Source organism: Chryseobacterium sp. FR048 (assembly GCF_056844665.1).
Map to the genome: position 1 here is coordinate 43,441 of NZ_JBXDSE010000002.1, position 17,785 is coordinate 61,225.

At 36.5% G+C, this 17,785-nt stretch carries 19 protein-coding genes; 14 read left to right on the forward strand and 5 right to left on the reverse strand.

Features of this window, described 5'->3' with window-relative positions:
* Nucleotides 1-149: 149 nt before the first annotated feature.
* The 4 genes from AC106K_RS05100 to AC106K_RS05115 form a co-directional block, all read right to left on the reverse strand.
* Nucleotides 150-485, reverse strand: a complete 336-nt coding sequence (locus AC106K_RS05100; RefSeq protein ID WP_482443573.1) for a hypothetical protein — start codon at nucleotides 483-485, stop codon at nucleotides 150-152.
* Nucleotides 482-673 (reverse strand): hypothetical protein, encoded by a 192-nt coding sequence (locus AC106K_RS05105; protein ID WP_047095717.1) that lies wholly within the window; start codon nucleotides 671-673, stop codon nucleotides 482-484. Before AC106K_RS05105 ends, AC106K_RS05100 begins: the two co-directional genes overlap by 4 nt.
* Nucleotides 674-724: 51 nt before the next feature.
* Complete coding sequence (locus AC106K_RS05110) at nucleotides 725-2,032, reverse strand: dihydrolipoamide acetyltransferase family protein (RefSeq protein ID WP_482443574.1); 1,308 nt, start codon at nucleotides 2,030-2,032, stop codon at nucleotides 725-727.
* Nucleotides 2,033-2,095: 63 nt separating this feature from the next.
* A complete protein-coding gene (locus AC106K_RS05115) occupies nucleotides 2,096-2,923 on the reverse strand; it encodes an SAM-dependent chlorinase/fluorinase (protein ID WP_047095715.1) in 828 nt (275 codons plus the stop codon).
* Nucleotides 2,924-3,056: 133 nt separating this feature from the next.
* On the opposite strand from AC106K_RS05115, the gene AC106K_RS05120 reads away from it, so the two are divergent.
* From AC106K_RS05120 to AC106K_RS05145, 6 genes are all read left to right on the forward strand, one after another.
* Nucleotides 3,057-4,016 carry a PhoH family protein gene (locus AC106K_RS05120; protein WP_047095714.1) on the forward strand — a complete coding sequence of 320 codons (960 nt, stop codon included), beginning with the start codon at nucleotides 3,057-3,059 and terminating at the stop codon, nucleotides 4,014-4,016.
* A gap of 117 nt (nucleotides 4,017-4,133) precedes the next feature.
* Nucleotides 4,134-4,799 carry a porin family protein gene (locus AC106K_RS05125; RefSeq protein WP_482443575.1) on the forward strand — a complete coding sequence of 222 codons (666 nt, stop codon included), beginning with the start codon at nucleotides 4,134-4,136 and terminating at the stop codon, nucleotides 4,797-4,799.
* Between the two features lie 145 nt (nucleotides 4,800-4,944).
* The gene (locus AC106K_RS05130; protein WP_185288616.1) at nucleotides 4,945-5,442 is read left to right on the forward strand and encodes a hypothetical protein; all 498 of its coding nucleotides are present in this window, start codon (nucleotides 4,945-4,947) and stop codon (nucleotides 5,440-5,442) included.
* A 616-nt stretch (nucleotides 5,443-6,058) separates the two neighbouring features.
* Nucleotides 6,059-6,715, forward strand: coding sequence for an outer membrane protein (locus tag AC106K_RS05135; RefSeq protein ID WP_185288617.1), 657 nt, complete (start codon nucleotides 6,059-6,061; stop codon nucleotides 6,713-6,715).
* Between the two features lie 76 nt (nucleotides 6,716-6,791).
* Complete coding sequence (locus tag AC106K_RS05140) at nucleotides 6,792-7,475, forward strand: outer membrane beta-barrel protein (RefSeq protein WP_482443576.1); 684 nt, start codon at nucleotides 6,792-6,794, stop codon at nucleotides 7,473-7,475.
* A gap of 87 nt (nucleotides 7,476-7,562) precedes the next feature.
* Nucleotides 7,563-8,225 carry an outer membrane protein gene (locus tag AC106K_RS05145; RefSeq protein WP_482443577.1) on the forward strand — a complete coding sequence of 221 codons (663 nt, stop codon included), beginning with the start codon at nucleotides 7,563-7,565 and terminating at the stop codon, nucleotides 8,223-8,225.
* Nucleotides 8,226-8,307: 82 nt separating this feature from the next.
* On the opposite strand, the gene ffh is transcribed toward AC106K_RS05145, so the two are convergent.
* A complete protein-coding gene (ffh, locus tag AC106K_RS05150; RefSeq protein ID WP_482443578.1) occupies nucleotides 8,308-9,669 on the reverse strand; it encodes a signal recognition particle protein in 1,362 nt (453 codons plus the stop codon).
* A gap of 898 nt (nucleotides 9,670-10,567) precedes the next feature.
* On the opposite strand from ffh, the gene atpB reads away from it, so the two are divergent.
* From atpB to AC106K_RS05190, 8 genes are all read left to right on the forward strand, one after another.
* Nucleotides 10,568-11,695 carry a F0F1 ATP synthase subunit A gene (atpB, locus tag AC106K_RS05155; RefSeq protein WP_052769152.1) on the forward strand — a complete coding sequence of 376 codons (1,128 nt, stop codon included), beginning with the start codon at nucleotides 10,568-10,570 and terminating at the stop codon, nucleotides 11,693-11,695.
* 47 nt (nucleotides 11,696-11,742) lie between these two features.
* Nucleotides 11,743-11,961, forward strand: a complete 219-nt coding sequence (locus tag AC106K_RS05160) for an ATP synthase F0 subunit C (protein WP_034681712.1) — start codon at nucleotides 11,743-11,745, stop codon at nucleotides 11,959-11,961.
* A 104-nt stretch (nucleotides 11,962-12,065) separates the two neighbouring features.
* Nucleotides 12,066-12,560 carry a F0F1 ATP synthase subunit B gene (locus AC106K_RS05165; protein WP_045497327.1) on the forward strand — a complete coding sequence of 165 codons (495 nt, stop codon included), beginning with the start codon at nucleotides 12,066-12,068 and terminating at the stop codon, nucleotides 12,558-12,560.
* A 2-nt stretch (nucleotides 12,561-12,562) separates the two neighbouring features.
* On the forward strand, nucleotides 12,563-13,102 hold the full coding sequence (gene atpH / locus AC106K_RS05170) for an ATP synthase F1 subunit delta (RefSeq protein ID WP_482443579.1): 540 nt from the start codon (nucleotides 12,563-12,565) through the stop codon (nucleotides 13,100-13,102).
* A gap of 16 nt (nucleotides 13,103-13,118) precedes the next feature.
* Nucleotides 13,119-14,696, forward strand: coding sequence for a F0F1 ATP synthase subunit alpha (atpA, locus tag AC106K_RS05175; protein WP_482443580.1), 1,578 nt, complete (start codon nucleotides 13,119-13,121; stop codon nucleotides 14,694-14,696).
* Between the two features lie 77 nt (nucleotides 14,697-14,773).
* The gene (atpG, locus tag AC106K_RS05180; RefSeq protein ID WP_047095704.1) at nucleotides 14,774-15,637 is read left to right on the forward strand and encodes an ATP synthase F1 subunit gamma; all 864 of its coding nucleotides are present in this window, start codon (nucleotides 14,774-14,776) and stop codon (nucleotides 15,635-15,637) included.
* Between the two features lie 271 nt (nucleotides 15,638-15,908).
* A complete protein-coding gene (locus AC106K_RS05185) occupies nucleotides 15,909-17,267 on the forward strand; it encodes a hemolysin family protein (RefSeq protein ID WP_185288622.1) in 1,359 nt (452 codons plus the stop codon).
* A gap of 14 nt (nucleotides 17,268-17,281) precedes the next feature.
* A complete protein-coding gene (locus AC106K_RS05190; RefSeq protein WP_482443581.1) occupies nucleotides 17,282-17,587 on the forward strand; it encodes an ATP-dependent Clp protease adaptor ClpS in 306 nt (101 codons plus the stop codon).
* The last annotated feature ends 198 nt before the right edge of the window (nucleotides 17,588-17,785 follow it).

Below are 17,785 nucleotides of genomic sequence, written 5' to 3' on the forward strand. Positions count from 1 at the left end.
GAAAAATCCAAAATAAATAAATTTTGACTCAATCTATTGCCTTATACCGTAAAATAAAAATCTCACCCGTTATGAGAGGCTAAATAATGTATGAGATAACAAAAAAAGCCTCCCAAAAGGGAAGCTTTATCATTTATCTGGTGAGTATCCTATATAAGCGAGAATCCTATTCCATAAATTAAGAGAAGAATTCCAATGAGAATAAAATTCACATTTCTGAGCTTATGCTTTTCGTTATTTTGAAGAACTATCGTCTCAATAATGAGGAAAAGAAGCCACAGACCATGAAAGATCAACATGTAGAATAAATAACCATATGCGCCCCAACCGCTTGCCTGGCTCATTGCAATGGCGAAACCAATGGTTCCCAAAATTACAATACCAAGACGGATGAAGACATGAAGCAATACATTCTGGTTTACAGGGCGATTGCTTTTCTTGTCATCCTGTTTGATCTCAAAAAGTTCTCTAAGCTCAGGACTCATTCCTTTTGTTTATTGTACAATTTAACAAAAAACTGCAGAATACCGGCAAAACAAAGAAGATGGATAATACCAAAGGCACGATACAGCTCGATAGAATACATTTCAGTAAAGCCGAGAATAAACTGGATAAGATCAAGAAGAATGATAACACTTAGTGATATTATTGCCAATAATGTTGCGCCTTTCATATTTCTGTTTGTTTAAGATGGTGGATTTCTGCTTTTAAAGGGATTTTCCAGTTATATTTCGGTATTCAGATTCCAGTTTTCAAGATAATCATGAACGTGCTTCAGCATCATTCCTCCTAAAGAACCGTCTACTACTCTGTGATCATAAGAGTGAGACATGAACATTAAGTTTCTGATAGCAATTACATCTCCGTCTGCTGTTTCAAGAACTGCAGGCTTTTTAACGATGGCTCCGATGGCAAGAATCGCCACCTGAGGCTGAGGAATGATTGGAGTTCCCATAAGGTTTCCAAAGCTTCCTACATTAGAGATCGTATAGGTTGCTCCCTGAGTGTCTTCCGGTCTCAGTTTCTTGTTTCTTGCTCTGTATGCTAAATCGTTGATCGCTTTTGCAAGACCTGAAAGGGATAGCTGATCCGCATTTTTGATAACCGGAACGATAAGGTTTCCATCCGGAAGGGCAGTAGCCATACCGATATTGATGTTTTTCTTTTTGATGATGTTTTCACCACTTACAGAAACGTTGATCATTGGGAAATCCTGGATCGCTTTTACAACCGCTTTCACGAAGATTGGCATGAAAGTAAGTTTTTCACCTTCACGTTTTTCGAAGGCTGCTTTATTTTTGGCTCTCCATTTTACAACGTTGGTAACGTCTGTTTCAATAAATGAAGTTACGTGTGGCGCAATTTGTTTTGCTTTCACCATGTTTTCAGCGATGATCTTTCTCATTCTGTCCATTGGAATGATCTCATCACCCGCACTTACCGGAACGGTAGCTGCCGGAGCAGATACTGCAGGTTTTGGAGTAGAAGCTACCTGTACAGGAGCAGCCTGCTGAGCTGGCTGATTTCCTCTGTTAGCCACATATCCTAGTATATCTTCTTTGGTGATTCTTCCTTCTAAACCGCTTCCTTTGATAGATTTCAGTTCAGCTTCAGAAATATTTTCCTGTTGTGCGATCGATTTTACAAGTGGAGATAAATAAAGGTCTCCTGAAAATTCTACGTTTGAAGCAGCAACAGTTTGTAAAGGCTGCTCAATAGCTTTCAATGTTTCAGCATCCGGAGCGGCAGCCGGTGTTTCAGCCTGTACCTCCTCAGAAGCGCTACCTTCGCCTTCAATTTCTAAAATCGCAATGGCTTCGCCTACTTTTGCAACTTCATCTTTTTGCTTTAAAATTTTTACGATCTTCCCCGAAACTGGTGTCGGTACATCTGAATCTACTTTATCTGTTGCAATTTCTACTACGGAGTCATCCTCTTTTACGTTATCACCTTCATTGAATAACCAAGTGATAATAGTCGCTTCCATAACACCTTCTCCCATGGAAGGAAGCAATAGTTTGTATTCTGCCATTTTTGATTTTTAGATTTTGACAAATATATAAAAAAAATCGGTTTTTTTATGAAATATATAATTTTAGCTGAACTCAATATAGATATTCTCGCCTACATTCAAGCCAAACAGGCTTTTAGCACCGTTTTTCTTGCTCCCTTTGTAGATGGTAAGCTCCAATAGCTGACTGTCATTGAAGATGGCTGCAGACTGACCATGGAATTCGGTCTCCCTTTCCCAGTCCGAAACGACTTCCGTATGGCTCGAAAATACTCTTGAAAGACTCAGGTTTCTGAATTTTATCGTAAAACCATTGTATCCTTTGCTGATATTTTCGAAAAAATCTTTGTTGATATTTGAGATTATATTTCCGAAATTATCAATATAGGTAACTTCTCCAATGATCATTCCTTCAGACTCATTATAAACCGCTCTTGGGAACATAAGCTGCTTAGCGGTATCTATCTTCCGTCCGATTACTTCAGGAAGTCCGCCATTGGCCAAATGTACCGCAGCGGGCACAAAAATATCAGTAGAAGTAAAATCAATGACGTCATCAAAACGGTTGTTGAGGGTAAGCTCATAGATGGCTTCCGGCTTAATATCAAAAAAGATAAGACTTAAAAGGCCATTATCTGCTGCCAGAAAATAAGATCCGTCCGCTTTATAGAGAATATTTTTTCTTGATTTGTGATAAAAACTGTCTACAGACAGAATGTGAATGGTCCCTTTCGGGAAATATTTATAAGCATTTCTTACAATATACGATGTCTGTATAAGGTTGAATGCCTGGATATCGTGGGTTATATCAATAATATTAACCTCAGGATTTAGAGACAGAATATTGCCTTTCACAGCGGCAACTCTGTAATCTAAATTTCCGAAATCCGAAGTAAGGGTAATAATTGACATGAGCAATGTATCGAATAGTGTAGTATTGCAAAGTTATTTAAAATAAAAAGAAAGCCCGAAAGATTGTTGAAAAGAATTTGATATAAATTTGAAAAAAAGCTTTAATTTTAAAATCTAAAAATAAAAATACTGCATGTTTGAATTAACATATGATTTGGAAGATATTGACGCAAAAATCTTCTATGGAGTTAATAACCAATATTTCAACTTAATAAAATCAACCTTTCCAACCCTTAAAATTACAGGAAGAGATCATTTCATCTTTGCGATGGGAAATCAGGAAGCCCTGGATATACTGAAGCAAAAACTGGATGATATTCTAAAATTCATCTCCAAAAACAATTCAATAGGGCTGAAAGATGTTGAAAATATATTGAATATTAAAGATGAAAACGAGAAACAACTGATCTTTGACCAGGATATTATCGTAAAAGGAGTAAACGGAAAAGTCATTAAGGCGAAAACTACCAATCTTAAAAAACTGGTAAAAGAAACGGAAAAAAAGGACATGGTTTTTGCCATAGGTCCTGCTGGAACCGGAAAAACCTATACGAGTGTAGCATTGGCGGCAAGAGCTTTAAGAGATAAAGAGGTGAAAAGAATCGTTCTGACGAGACCTGCTGTGGAAGCAGGGGAGAGTCTTGGATTTTTGCCGGGAGACCTTAAAGAAAAGCTGGATCCTTATTTGCAGCCTTTATATGACGCACTTAGAGATATGATCCCTCATGAAAAGCTGGAAGGCTTCATGGAAAAGAAGGTGATTGAGGTAGCTCCTTTGGCTTTTATGAGAGGGCGTACCCTGGATGATGCTTTCGTAATTCTTGATGAAGCGCAGAATACCACCCATGCTCAGATGAAAATGTTCCTGACGAGAATGGGGATGAATGCCAAGTTTATTATTACAGGAGACCCAAGCCAGATTGACCTTCCGAAAAACCAACAGTCGGGGCTGAAAGAAGCAATGAGAATTTTAAGTGGCGTGAAAGAGATTGGATTTGTGCATCTTACAGAAGAAGATGTAGTAAGACACCCGGTGGTAAGAAAGATTATCCTTGCTTATAACGATGAAGAGAAAAGACTTAGAAATGATTAAGCTATAACAAGTAAAAGTTTCCGTTAACCTTTTGTTAACCTTGAATTTTTAAGACAAAATTTGGTGTTTTAAAAAAAATAATTAGTTTTGCAGTCCTTAAACTTAGAACTAATAACAATGAAAAAACTTTTACTTACTGCAGCGGTCGCTGTGTTGGGAATTTCTGCAAACGCTCAAGAATTTAGATTCGGACCTAAAGTAGGTTTCGCGATGTCAACAATTAAATTAGACGAGAAGCAAGACGATCTTGGAGCAAGAAAGATGGATCCTAAATATACTTTCTATATCGGAGGTATGGCAGAATACAAATTGAGTGATAAATTTGCTCTTCAGGGAGAGGTTTTGTATTCACCACTTGGAGCAAAGGAAAAAATCGATGGAATCAACGCCGGTGGATTATTTGTAGGAGAGCAGACTAAGATTACTTTTGGAACTCTTTTGGTTCCGGTTTCTGCAAAATATTTTATTACAGAAGGACTTTCTGTTGCAGGAGGTGTGAATGTAGGAATCATTCTTACCGCTAAACAGAAAACTGTGATGGGATCTGATCTTTTTGAAATGGAAGTTGAAGGAGAAGATACCAAAGATGGGGATATTAAAAAAGATATAAAGACTTTGAACCTTGCCCCTTTCTTAGGTGTTGAATACGCTCTGGAAAACGGACTTTTCTTTGATGCAAGATACAGCTTAGGGGTATCAAACCTGTCTAACGATAACAGTGGTGGAACTGTGAAAAACAGCTTTGCTCAAGTTGGAGTAGGTTTCAAATTCGGAGGAAACTAATTCTGAAAAATTTTATCGTAAATACTTAAAAACCAGAACTTATTTGTTCTGGTTTTTCTTTGTTTAGAACCAGGCTCCTATATACTTGCTTTTGTGATGAAAAATAATTAGTACCTTTGCCGCTTAATTTAAAGCTACTAAAAAAATGAAAAAACTATTATTGCTAGGTGCTTTTGCACTTTTAGGAGGTGTTGCTCAGGCGCAGGAAGGTTTTAAAATTGGTGGACATATCGGGGTTCCGGTATCTGATGCAAGTGATGTATCTTCATTTACATTAGGAGTGGATGCTGCTTATATGTGGAATATTGCTAAAGGTCTTGACCTTGGGGTAACAACTGGATATTCTCACTTCTTCGGAAAAGATCACTTTGATGATTTCGGATTTATTCCTGTAGCAGTTTCCGGTAAATATAAGTTTAAAGGAGCGCCTATCTTCGTAGGATTAGACCTTGGATATGGTATTTCTACTAAAGATGGTGTTGATGGAGGTTTCTATGCACAGCCTAAATTCGGATACCAGATGGCTAAAGGAGAGTTGTATTTAGGATACCAGTCTATCAGCAACAGACGTGACTATGGTTGGTACAAACATGACTGGACTGTAGGAGCTGTTAACATTGGTTATAATTTCTTCCTGAAATAAGAAATTTATCAAATATGCTAAACTCCGGCCGAAGGCCGGAGTTTTTTGTTGAGTATATGTTAACCATATATTAAGTAAGGATGCTTCTGTTTTTAGTATCAAACGTAATAAATTGAGATCAATCTCAAATCTGAACTCTCTTTTATTGAATAAAACAGGCCGGTTTTTTCACTAGCAAAAGGTGATTCTATGTTTTATGATGTTCTTTTCAATCCTTATACTTCATTGATCTTTTACTGCGAGAAAGCCTGTTTTACTTCAGTTACAGGCTTTAAACGATATAAAATAAGGCTTGAATTATAAACGGTTGTTTAAATTTTAAGACTTAATAACTTAAAAATTAACATTTTAAGTTAATCAATTTTAGGAAAGTTGTCGGATTTGAATGATTTTAGCAAAAAATTAAAAATTTAAAAACTTAAGTATATCGCGCTCTGGTTACTGATTTGTAATTTTTTTATTCATAATATTGTGAAAAACTCAAAGACTTCTCTTTAATATGAATTATTCTTGTAAAGCCTACAATTTTAACAATGATATTAATCACATTAACAAATTTTAATATTAGTGGGGACGACTGTAAATTTGCCTCCAGAAAGTATTAAAATTTTTTAAAATGAAAAAAATATTATTAGCGGGTGCTGTTGCACTTTTCGGTTTATCAAACGCTCAGATTGCTAAAGGAACTACATATTTATCAGGATCTGTTGGTTATTCTCAAGAAGAAACTAACAATGGTAATCTTAAAACAGAAAACTTCAACGTATTACCTACAGTTGGATATTTTGTTAACACTAACTTAGCAGTTGGTTTAGGTATCGGATACGAGACTGGAAAAAAGACTTCTACAACTACTGCAACTTTAGGTAACACAACAATTGTAAACGAGAATGTAACTAAAACTCCTGCATTCGTTGTTGAGCCTTTCGTAAGAAAATACTGGACTCTATCTGACAAATTATATTTCTTCGGACAATTAGCAGTTCCAATGAGATTTGGTAAAACTGAAACTGAAGTTAGCTCTGTAGCTACAACAGGTAACTCAGTAGTTACAAACTCTACTTCTACTGAAGCTAAATACACTCAAATCGGTGTAACTGTGAAGCCAGGTTTAGATTATTTCTTAAACAAAAACTGGACTATCGAAGCTACTATCGGTGAGTTTGGTTACAGCAACTACAAGCCAAAAGATGGTGATGCTACAAACAACTATAACTTCGGATTAAAGTTATCTTCTGTAACTTTCGGAGTTAAATATGTATTTGCAAAATAATAAACAAAGCATATAGCAACGAAGCCTTGAGAATTTCTCAGGGCTTTTTTTGCCTAAAATAGAACTATATAAAATCATGAAAAAACTCTTATTGACAGGTGCAATTGCACTTTTTGGCCTATCACAGGCGCAGATTGCTAAAGGAACGATGTATGTTTCAGGGCAGATAGACTATAGCCATACGGAGAAAAACGAAGTAAATGGTACATTTAATAAATTGAATAACAACATCAAAGAAGATGTTGTAAAAGTGATTCCTGCAGCTGGTTATTTTGTTGATACCAACCTTGCAATAGGACTGGGATTGGGATATAAAAGTACTGTTAACAAATATAAAGTAGAGAATCCTGGTTTCAGCAATCTGTTGGATATGAAGGAGACTGATAATGCATTTGTTGTGGCTCCATTCGTGAGAAAATACTGGACGCTGTCTGAAAAACTATACTTCTTTGGTCAATTGCAGGTCCCTTTGGAATTTGGACAGGAAAAATTGGATTGGAATAATGATGCTGTGGGAGGAGATCCTATAATGACACCTTCTTTTTCTACAAAAAATAACTATACAAAAATTGGAGTTAATATTAAGCCGGGATTAGATTATTTTCTGAATAAAAACTGGTCGATAGAAGCTACGATAGGGGAGTTAGGATACAATACTTCCAAAAGAGATCTTGATGGAGCGAAGAGGCTGAATAATTATAAATTTGGGGTCAATTTATCTTCTGTAACTTTCGGAGTTAAATATGTATTCGCAAAATAATAAACAAAACATACAACAAATAATAGAGCCCTGAGATTTTCTCGGGGCTTTTTCGTATTTTTGGAAACATTTTTTAAAATAATAACCATGAAAAAATTACTATTAATAGGTGCTGTGGCACTTTGTGGGCTTTCTAATGCCCAAATGACTAAAGGGGACTGGGTGATCAGTGGAAATACCGGAATGGGTTTTAACAACACTACAGCTACTGTAAAAGTAGGAGGGAACTCTGTTGACGGACCTAAGGAAAACTCTTTCTCAATTGTACCTTCTGTAGGTTACTTTGTTATTGATAAACTGGCAGTTGGTATCGACTTAGGATACGTTAATACTACCACTAAATTTCAAGGTACTAAAAACACAAGTTCTACGTTTTCTGTAATGCCTACAGCTACGTATTATTTTACTAATTCCAGCAAGCTTGTGCCATTTTTAGGGGCGGGGATTGGATATGCATCCAATAAAACAAAATATTCTTTTTATAATAGTAACATCAATACTGAAGGGGTTGATCCTTTATTAATGCAGGATACAGAGAATACTACAGATGGTTTGGCATGGAAAGTAAAAGGAGGGGTAACTTATATGGCCACTCAGTCTTTAGGGATCAATTTGGGGATTTCTTATGATCAGTTTTCAAACAAAGAAACTATTATGAATACTGAGGTTAAAACGAATGTTAAAACTTTCGGAGTTAATGTAGGTTTCTCTTACTTTATTAAATGTAAATCTCAGAAATCTGATAAATAATCAGTTGATTTAAAGCTGAATGAACAAAAAATCCGATTCAAAACTGAATCGGATTTTATATTTTGATTAGATTGTATCAGAATTATTTTCCAAACATTCCGCCCATTCCTGGCATGTTTGGCATTTTGCTCATCATCTGCATCATTTGCTTTCCTTGAGGTCCCTGCATCATCTTCATCATTTTACCCATCTGATCGAATTGCTTCATCAATTGGTTCACATCTTCAATCTTTCTTCCTGCCCCTCTGGCAATTCTGTTCTTTCTCTGAGTATTGATGATAGAAGGTTTTCTTCTTTCTTCCGGGGTCATAGAGTAGATAATCGCTTCGATGTGTTTGAAAGCGTCATCACTGATCTCTACGTCTTTGATGGCTTTACCAACCCCAGGGATCATTCCCATAAGGTCTTTCATATTACCCATCTTTTTGATCTGGTTGATCTGCTTCAGGAAATCATCAAAACCAAACTCATTTTTAGCAATTTTCTTGTGAAGTTTTTTAGCTTCCTCTTCGTCAAACTGCTCCTGAGCTCTTTCTACTAAGGAAACAACGTCTCCCATTCCCAGGATTCTGTCGGCCATCCTTTCCGGGTAGAAAAGATCCAAAGCTTCCATTTTCTCTCCTGTAGAGATGAATTTGATTGGTTTTTCAACTACAGAACGAATCGTTAATGCAGCACCCCCTCTCGTATCACCGTCTAATTTCGTTAAAACAACCCCGTCAAAGTTCAGCGCGTCGTTGAATGCTTTAGCAGTATTCACGGCATCCTGACCTGTCATGGAGTCTACAACGAAAAGAGTTTCCTGCGGCTTGATGAAATAATGTACGGATTTGATCTCGTTCATCATCTGTTCGTCAATCGCCAAACGACCTGCGGTATCCACGATGACAACATCATGACCGTTCGCTTTTGCAAAATTGATAGCATTTTCAGCAATGGTAGATGGGTTGGTAGAACCTTCTTCAGTATAAACAGGAACTTTGATCTGTCCTCCCAATACTTTCAGCTGGTCGATTGCAGCCGGACGATAAACGTCACATGCTACCAATAAAGGTTTTTTATTTCTTTTTGTCTGTAAATAATTAGCAAGCTTTCCTGAGAAAGTGGTTTTACCCGAACCCTGAAGACCAGCGATAAGAATTACAGAAGGCTTTCCTGAAAGATTGATTCCCTCCTGAGAACCTCCCATCAGATCCACCAATTCATCATGAACGATTTTCGTCATCAACTGCCCTGGAGTAAGGGAGGTAAGAACGTTTTCGCCTAATGCTTTATCCTGAACTCTTTTGGTAAGATCTTTTGCAACTTTATAGTTAACGTCGGCATCCACCAATGCTCTACGGATTTCCTTTATGGTTTCCGCTACATTGATTTCGGTAATTTTTCCACGTCCGGAAATATTATGTAATGCCTTGTCTAATTTATCCTGTAAACTATTAAACATATTTATTGTAAATTATAGGTTTGCAAAAATAAGGAATTTTTGAGAAACATGGGAATTATCGTATTAATATTATAAGGATTAGGTTGATATTTGGCTAAAGCGGGAAGCAGGAAGAGGGGGGAAGGATGTTTTTGGAGTCAATAAAACAAAAATGAGATTCTTGAATAACATTTTTTTTATCTAAGAAATTTCAGTCCATTTAAATAAAATGAGTTGAATTGCGGTTTCATAGAATAGCAACCTCCATCCTCAAGCTCCCAACTTCCTTCAATCACATTATTTTTAACCTAAAAAATTTCGATCCATTTAAATAAAATGAGTTGAATTGCGGTTTCATAGAATAGCAACTTCCATCCTCAAGCTCCCAACTTCCTTCAATCACATTATTTTTAATCTAAAAAATTTCAGTCCATTTAAATAAAATAAGTTGAATTGTGGTTTTATAGAATAGTAACTTCCATCCCCCAGCTTCCCACTTCCTTCCTTATATAATATACATATACAAGAATTCTTTTGTTTCAAAAATTATAATCCTATTTTTGCAGCATGAATTTTTTTGATGTTTTTATTATTATAATGCTGGCCGTGGTTCTCAATACGGCAGTTTATATAATATTTAAAAAGTTTTTGTATAAAAGAGAGGATGCGGCTCTTAAGTTTCTCACGGTGAATATCCCCAAAGACATTATCTGGATGTTGATTTCATTATTGATTATTGAAAAAACAAAAGAAAATTTTCTGTTTTTGCTCGCATGCTTTGTGATAGCGTCATTCCTTATCTATTTACTCATAATAAAACTCATTAATAAATCTTGATTTTTTTGATGATAAAAATCAATTTTTAATATTGGTAAAGTTTAATAAAATCGATATATTTGCACACGATTAAAAAAGAGATATGAACAGAAAAATTTCTTCGTTATTTTTCGCGTTTTTGTTTGTGTTTATTAGCAGTTTAGCTGCTGCACAGCACGAAACTGAAGGGGAAAAAGTAGCTGAAAAAGTAGAGCATAAAGAAGCAGAAAAAGGCTTCAATGCGACTAAAGTGATCATGGAGCACATCGGTGATTCTAATGAATGGCATTTATGGACTTCAAAAGATGACAGTGGTGAAGAGCATCACGTTTCTATCCCTTTGCCTGTTATTATTAAGGATAACCAAGGGTGGCACACTTTCCTTTCAAGCAGTATTGCTCACGGACATGAACACGATGGATATACTTTGGAAGAGGGGCAGGTAGTTTCTACTAAAGGTGTTGAAAAAGCTACATTGTTCTCAATCATCAGTGGAAAACAAAAATCAAACGAAGTGTTTTTTGATCTTTCAATTACAAAAAACGCAGCTTCAATGTTCTTGTCAGTAATTTTTATGGCAGTAGTGTTCATAGGAATGGCAAGAAACTATAAAACATCACAACTTCCAAAAGGACTTGGGAAAGTGTTGGAGCCGGTAATTGTATTTATCAGAGACGAAGTGGCTATCCCGAATATCGGATCTGTAAAGTATAAAAGATATATGCCTTATTTATTAACAGCATTTTTCTTTATCTGGGTTAACAACCTTTTTGGATTGATTCCTTTCTTTCCTTTCGGGGCGAACCTTACAGGTAATATTGCAATTACAGCAGTTTTGGCTATCATTACTTTATTAATTACATTATTCAGTGCGAATAAAGATTACTGGAAACACATCTTTATGCCGCCGGTTCCAATCTTATTGTACCCAATTATGGTTCCAATTGAGATCATCGGAATCTTTACAAAGCCTTTCGCTTTAATGATGCGACTTTTTGCTAACATCACTGCGGGACACATTATGATCCTGGCGATCATCTCATTGATCTTCATCTTCAAGTCTCCATTGTTAGGATTTGCATCTGTACCATTAGCATTATTCGTTTCAGTATTGGAACTATTGGTTGCAGCGCTACAGGCTTACATCTTTACTGTATTATCTGCCTTATTTATTGGTATCGCAGTTGCAGAACACGAACATGAGCACGGTCACGAAGAGCACGCTCACTAATTAATAGAAAGAATTTAAAAATAATTTTTTAACTAATATAATTTATTATGGATTTATCAACAGGAACAGGTTTAGTTTACGTAGGTATCGGTTTAGCAGTACTAGGTGTAGGTCTAGGTATCGGTAAAATCGGTGGTCATGCAATGGACGCTATCGCTAGACAGCCAGAGCAAGCTGGTAAGATTCAAGGAGCAATGCTTATCGCTGCTGGTCTTATCGAAGGTGCTGGTCTTATCGCGATCATCTTTGGTGCTTTCATCAAGTAATCTATCCTCAAAAAACATTCTTAGCAGTAAAGCGGTTGGCTGCTGCTAAGAGTTTTTTAAAAAAACGATCCATAAAATAACATTTAAAAAAAGAATTTACAGATATGGGAATTATTGAACCTGGAATTGGACTTTTGTTTTGGATGACCCTTACTTTTGTTATCCTATTGTTTCTTCTCGCTAAATTCGCTTGGAAACCAATCGTAAATGCTGTGAACGAAAGAGAAACTTCTATCGTTGATGCATTGAACCAAGCTAAATTGGCTAAAAAAGAGATGGAAGATCTTAAAGCTGACAACGAAAGAATCATTCGTGAAGCTAAAATTGAAAGAGATGCTATCCTTAAAGAAGCTAGAGAAATTAAAGACAGAATCGTAGGTGAAGCTAAAGATGTTGCTAAAGCGGAAGGAGACAAACTTATCGAAGCTGCTAAGCAAACAATCAACGCTGAGAAAAATGCTGCAATGGCAGACATCAAAACTCAAATCGGTGCTTTATCTGTAAACATTGCAGAATCTATCTTGAAACAAAAGTTAGATAACACGGAGGCTCAAAACGAATTAGTACAAAATTATATCAACAAATCTAACCTTAACTAAGAATGCTTACATCTAAAGTAGCTAAGAGATACGCACAAGGTTTGCTTGACTTCACAAATGAAGCAGGTCAAACGGCTACTGTATTTTCTGAAATGAAAGATGTAGTGAAGATTATGATTGAATCTAAGGATTTGAACAAATTCTTCCTTACCCCTTACATTGATGCAAAAAAGAAAATAGAGGTAGCAAACGAAATTTTCAAAGGTTTATCAGCATCTTCCCAGAATTTGATCAGATTGGTTATTAAGCACGGTCGTGAGAACCAATTGAAAAATATCGCTCAGGAATTCATCAACAAAGTTGAAGACATCAACGGAGTACAAAGAGTAACGCTGACGACAGCAACTCAGCTTTCCAAAGAGAATATTGATCAGATCCTAAGATCTACCAACTTGGTGAATGCCAATTCAAACTTCGATTTGAAACTGATCATCAACCAGGATATTTTAGGTGGATACATCCTAAGAGTAGGAGACCAGCAGGTAGACGCGTCTGTGAAGACCAAATTGAACCAAGTTAAAAAAGATTTCCAATTAAATTAAGAAAAACAACCATACAATGGCAGAAATAAATCCGGCAGAAGTATCTGCGATCTTAAAACAGCAATTGGCCAACTTCGATACTCAATCAAACGTTGAGGAAGTAGGTACAGTTTTAACCATCGGTGATGGTATTGCTCGTGTATACGGGTTAGAAAACGTACAATACGGAGAGTTGGTGAAATTTTCTAGTGATGTAGAAGGTATTGTACTTAACCTTGAAGAAGACAACGTAGGTGTTGCTCTACTTGGAGAAAGTAAATTAGTAAAAGAAGGGGATACAGTAAGAAGAACAAACAGAATCTCTTCTATCAAAGTAGGAGAAGGTATGTTAGGTAGAGTAGTAGATACTCTTGGTAACCCTATCGATGGTAAAGGTCCTATCACAGGAGATTTATACGAAATGCCATTAGAAAGAAAAGCTCCTGGAGTTATCTTCAGACAACCGGTAACTGAGCCTTTACAGTCTGGTATCGTTGCAATTGATGCGATGATTCCTGTAGGAAGAGGTCAGAGAGAGCTTATCATCGGTGACAGACAAACAGGTAAAACTACTGTTGCGATCGATACGATCATCAACCAAAAAGAATTCTATGATGCTGGTAAACCAGTATATTGTATATATGTTGCTATCGGTCAGAAAGCTTCTACTGTAGCACAAATCGTTAAAACGCTTTCTGATAAAGGAGCTTTAGCTTACACGGTAATCGTTGCAGCTAACGCATCAGATCCGGTTCCAATGCAGGTATATTCTGCAATGGCAGGAGCTTCTATCGGTGAGTTCTTCAGAGACACTGGTAGACCAGCGCTTATCGTTTATGATGATTTATCTAAACAAGCTGTTGCTTACCGTGAGCTTTCTCTACTATTGAGAAGACCACCGGGCCGTGAAGCTTACCCTGGAGACGTTTTCTATCTTCACTCAAGACTATTGGAAAGAGCTGCAAAAGTAATCGCTGATGACGAAATTGCTAAGCAAATGAACGATTTGCCAGAGTCTCTTAGACCAATCGTGAAAGGTGGTGGTTCATTAACTGCTCTTCCAATCATCGAAACTCAGGCGGGTGACGTTTCTGCATATATCCCTACAAACGTAATCTCTATTACAGACGGACAGATCTTCTTGGAGTCTGATCTATTCAACTCAGGGGTTCGTCCTGCGATCAACGTAGGTATCTCTGTATCCAGAGTAGGAGGTAACGCTCAGATCAAATCAATGAAAAAAGTTTCTGGTACTCTTAAACTAGACCAGGCTCAATATAAAGAACTAGAAGCGTTTGCTAAATTCGGTTCTGACCTTGATGCTTCTACTTTAGCAGTAATCTCTAAAGGAGAAAGAAACGTAGAGATCCTTAAGCAGCCGGTAAATGCACCACTTCCTGTAGAAAGTCAGGTAGCGATCGTATACGCTGGAACAGAAAACTTAATGAGAAACGTTCCATTGAACAAGATTAAAGAATTCCAACACGAATATATCGAGTTCCTAAGATCTAAGCACCCAGATACAATGGCTGCTATCAAAGCTGGAAAAATCGATAACGATATTACAGGTGTTCTTAAGCAGGCAGCTAACGATTTAGCTTCTAAATACAACTAATAAAATTCAATGTTTAAGGTTTAAAATATAGTGTTTTAAGCCTTAAACTTTAGACCTTAAACTTTGAACCCAAATTAATGGCAAACTTAAAAGAAATACGAGGCAGAATTACGTCAATTTCATCTACGATGCAGATTACACGTGCTATGAAGATGGTTTCCGCTGCGAAACTTAAAAAAGCACAGGACGCAATCGTAATGTTGAGACCTTATTCTGAAAAATTACAGGAGCTTATCCAGAATGTAAATTCTAGCTCTGATCCTGACCAGGTTTCTGTATATGCTCAGAAAAGAGAGGTTAAAAGAATACTTTTCATCGCTGTTACTTCAAACAGAGGTCTTGCGGGAGCTTTTAACTCTTCAATCGTAAAAGAGCTTAACCAGCAGTTCCAGAACAACTCTCAGTATGAGATTGAAGTTCTTCCTGTAGGTAAAAAAGTATATGATGCTGTAAGAAGAAATCGTTCAGTATATGCTAATGGAAGTTCTGTTTACGAGAACCTGAACTTTGATGCAGTTGCTCATATTACTGAAGGGGTAATGACAAGCTTCAAAGAAGGTAAATTTGACGAAGTTTATGTTATTTATAACAAATTCGTTAATGCTGCCACTCAGGAAGTAACTACAGAACAACTTCTTCCAATCTCAATGCCTGAGACTACAGAGCCGCAGGTTGAAACAGATTATATCTTTGAACCTAACAGAGCTGAGATCTTGGATAACTTGATCCCTAAGTCTATCAAAACTCAGGTTTTCAAAGCCATCTTAGATTCAGTTGCATCTGAACACGGAGCGAGAATGACTGCAATGCATAAAGCTACAGATAACGCAGAAGCCTTAAGAAATGAACTTAAGATCTTCTACAACAAAGCTAGACAGGCTGCAATTACCAACGAAATTTTGGAAATTGTTTCCGGAGCAGAAGCTTTAAAAAATTCGTAAAGAATTATTTTAACATACAATCAAAAGCATCGATACCATCGGTGCTTTTTTTATTTGAAAAAAGTTAAAAACAAATTTTTAAGGCTTAAAAAACCTGTTTCTCTCTGAAAATGAATAGATGATCCAATTATTCTTTTTGTTGGAAAATAGCTGTGTTTATAAGAGTCATATTTTGCTCAAAAAAAATCCTTCATTGAAATAACTTATCCCGCAGTCAGGTTATTTTTATTTTACATATCTTTGTACCTAATAAAATTTATACAACTTCTAAATGGACTCGGACATAGTCAGGCTTTTGCTGGCCTTATTTCTTGTTTTACTAAATGGCTTCTTCGTAGCCGCAGAATTTTCAATTGTTAAAGTTCGTTACTCTCAAATTCAAATCAAAGCCGCAGAAGGCGATTCTATGGCTAAGCAGGCAGAGCACATCATCAAACATCTTGATGAATATCTTTCCGCTACACAATTAGGTATTACATTAGCATCCCTTGCCCTGGGTTGGGTAGGAGAAAGCGCCTTACATCATATTGTTGAAAACATTTTTCACTCTTTAAATGTAGATTTAACCCAAACTACAATTACTACAGTTTCAGTAGTGACCAGTTTTGTATTGATTACTATTATGCACATTGTATTTGGTGAGCTTATTCCAAAGTCAATAGCGATTAGAAAGTCAGAATCTACAACAATGGCAACAGCCGTTCCGTTGAGAGTATTTTACACGATTTTCAAACCGTTTATCTGGTTGATGAACTCCATGTCTAATGGTTTTTTAAGACTGATCAAAATTCATCCGGCTTCAGAGCAGGAAATTCACTCCACAGAAGAACTGCAGCTTTTGGTAAAGCAGAGTGCAGACAGTGGGGAGATTGAAGAAGAAAACTATGAGATCATCAAAAATGCTTTTGATTTTACAGATCACTCTGCCAAGCAGATCATGGTACCAAGACAGAATATTACCTCTATCGACTTTGAAGAAGATGTCAACGATATTATCAATAAGATTATGGACAGCGGATATTCCCGTATTCCTGTTTATATCGATTCTATTGACAATGTGATCGGGATTTTCTATACCAAGGAAATTATCAGAGAATTTGTCAAAAGAAAAGGAGATCTGGATCATGAAGATCTTAAGGATCTGATGCGTGATGCCTTTTTCGTAGTGGAAAGCAAAAAAGTTTCAGATCTGTTGAAAACTTTCCAGTTGAAAAAACAGCATATCGCTATCGTTATCGATGAATTTGGAGGAACAGAAGGGATCATTACCCTTGAAGATATTCTGGAAGAATTGGTAGGAGAAATTCAGGATGAAGAAGACGACGAGGAAAAAATAGTAGATAAAATCGCTGAAAACACCTATTGGGTACAGGCTACACAGCCTCTTGATGAAATTAATGAGTTTCTGCCTAAAAAACTGCCGCTTTCCGAAGAAAGTGAGTACAATTCATTAGCAGGATTTATCTTGTATGAGCTGGAAGAAATTCCGGAGGAAAATCAGGAGTTTGATCTTGACAATTACCACTTCAAAATTCTGAAAATGAATAATAAAAGTGTAGAGCTGGTAGAGCTGATCTATCAGGAACCGAATGCTATTGATAATTTAGCCGATAAAATTGGCGAAGTTTAAAATAACAGTTTAAGATGAATTTTTACAATACGATAAAAGATTACGAAAACCCGAAACGTCAGTATGAAGAAGAAGTTCTTGTACTGGATGATACCGATGAAGTCTATAAGCTGGTGCTTCATAATGATGATGTACACACATTCGATTATGTGATCGATTGCCTGATCGAAATATGCAAGCATACACTGGAACAGGCAGAGCAATGTACCATGCTTGTCCATTATAAGGGCAAATGCACCGTAAAAACAGGCTCATTAGACATTTTGAAGCCTATGCACGAAAAATTACTTTCGCGGGAATTAACAAGCGAAATCGTATAAAATAAAAACCGTCCAATAGAGGGCGGTTTTTTTTGTGAAAATTTTTTAAAAAGCTTCCACAATAAATCTTGATCATTCCAACGAAGAAGAGAACTGATTATTCAAATATCTTAAATTTGGCCCGAAGTTCTTAGAACCCTAATCTGTTATGTAGATTACTTTATCGCAAAATTCGCAAAGTAATTTATTAAAAAGATA

Bases quoted from the DNA above. Each gene is read 5' to 3' on its own strand.
- AC106K_RS05100 (WP_482443573.1), bottom strand. From the start codon at position 485: ATGAGTCCTGAGCTTAGAGAACTTTTTGAGATCAAACAGGATGACAAG.
- AC106K_RS05105 (WP_047095717.1), bottom strand. From the start codon at position 673: ATGAAAGGCGCAACATTATTGGCAATAATATCACTAAGTGTTATCATT.
- AC106K_RS05110 (WP_482443574.1), bottom strand. From the start codon at position 2,032: ATGGCAGAATACAAACTATTGCTTCCTTCCATGGGAGAAGGTGTTATG.
- AC106K_RS05115 (WP_047095715.1), bottom strand. From the start codon at position 2,923: ATGTCAATTATTACCCTTACTTCGGATTTCGGAAATTTAGATTACAGA.
- AC106K_RS05120 (WP_047095714.1), top strand. From the start codon at position 3,057: ATGTTTGAATTAACATATGATTTGGAAGATATTGACGCAAAAATCTTC.
- AC106K_RS05125 (WP_482443575.1), top strand. From the start codon at position 4,134: ATGAAAAAACTTTTACTTACTGCAGCGGTCGCTGTGTTGGGAATTTCT.
- AC106K_RS05130 (WP_185288616.1), top strand. From the start codon at position 4,945: ATGAAAAAACTATTATTGCTAGGTGCTTTTGCACTTTTAGGAGGTGTT.
- AC106K_RS05135 (WP_185288617.1), top strand. From the start codon at position 6,059: ATGAAAAAAATATTATTAGCGGGTGCTGTTGCACTTTTCGGTTTATCA.
- AC106K_RS05140 (WP_482443576.1), top strand. From the start codon at position 6,792: ATGAAAAAACTCTTATTGACAGGTGCAATTGCACTTTTTGGCCTATCA.
- AC106K_RS05145 (WP_482443577.1), top strand. From the start codon at position 7,563: ATGAAAAAATTACTATTAATAGGTGCTGTGGCACTTTGTGGGCTTTCT.
- ffh (WP_482443578.1), bottom strand. From the start codon at position 9,669: ATGTTTAATAGTTTACAGGATAAATTAGACAAGGCATTACATAATATT.
- atpB (WP_052769152.1), top strand. From the start codon at position 10,568: ATGAACAGAAAAATTTCTTCGTTATTTTTCGCGTTTTTGTTTGTGTTT.
- AC106K_RS05160 (WP_034681712.1), top strand. From the start codon at position 11,743: ATGGATTTATCAACAGGAACAGGTTTAGTTTACGTAGGTATCGGTTTA.
- AC106K_RS05165 (WP_045497327.1), top strand. From the start codon at position 12,066: ATGGGAATTATTGAACCTGGAATTGGACTTTTGTTTTGGATGACCCTT.
- atpH (WP_482443579.1), top strand. From the start codon at position 12,563: ATGCTTACATCTAAAGTAGCTAAGAGATACGCACAAGGTTTGCTTGAC.
- atpA (WP_482443580.1), top strand. From the start codon at position 13,119: ATGGCAGAAATAAATCCGGCAGAAGTATCTGCGATCTTAAAACAGCAA.
- atpG (WP_047095704.1), top strand. From the start codon at position 14,774: ATGGCAAACTTAAAAGAAATACGAGGCAGAATTACGTCAATTTCATCT.
- AC106K_RS05185 (WP_185288622.1), top strand. From the start codon at position 15,909: ATGGACTCGGACATAGTCAGGCTTTTGCTGGCCTTATTTCTTGTTTTA.
- AC106K_RS05190 (WP_482443581.1), top strand. From the start codon at position 17,282: ATGAATTTTTACAATACGATAAAAGATTACGAAAACCCGAAACGTCAG.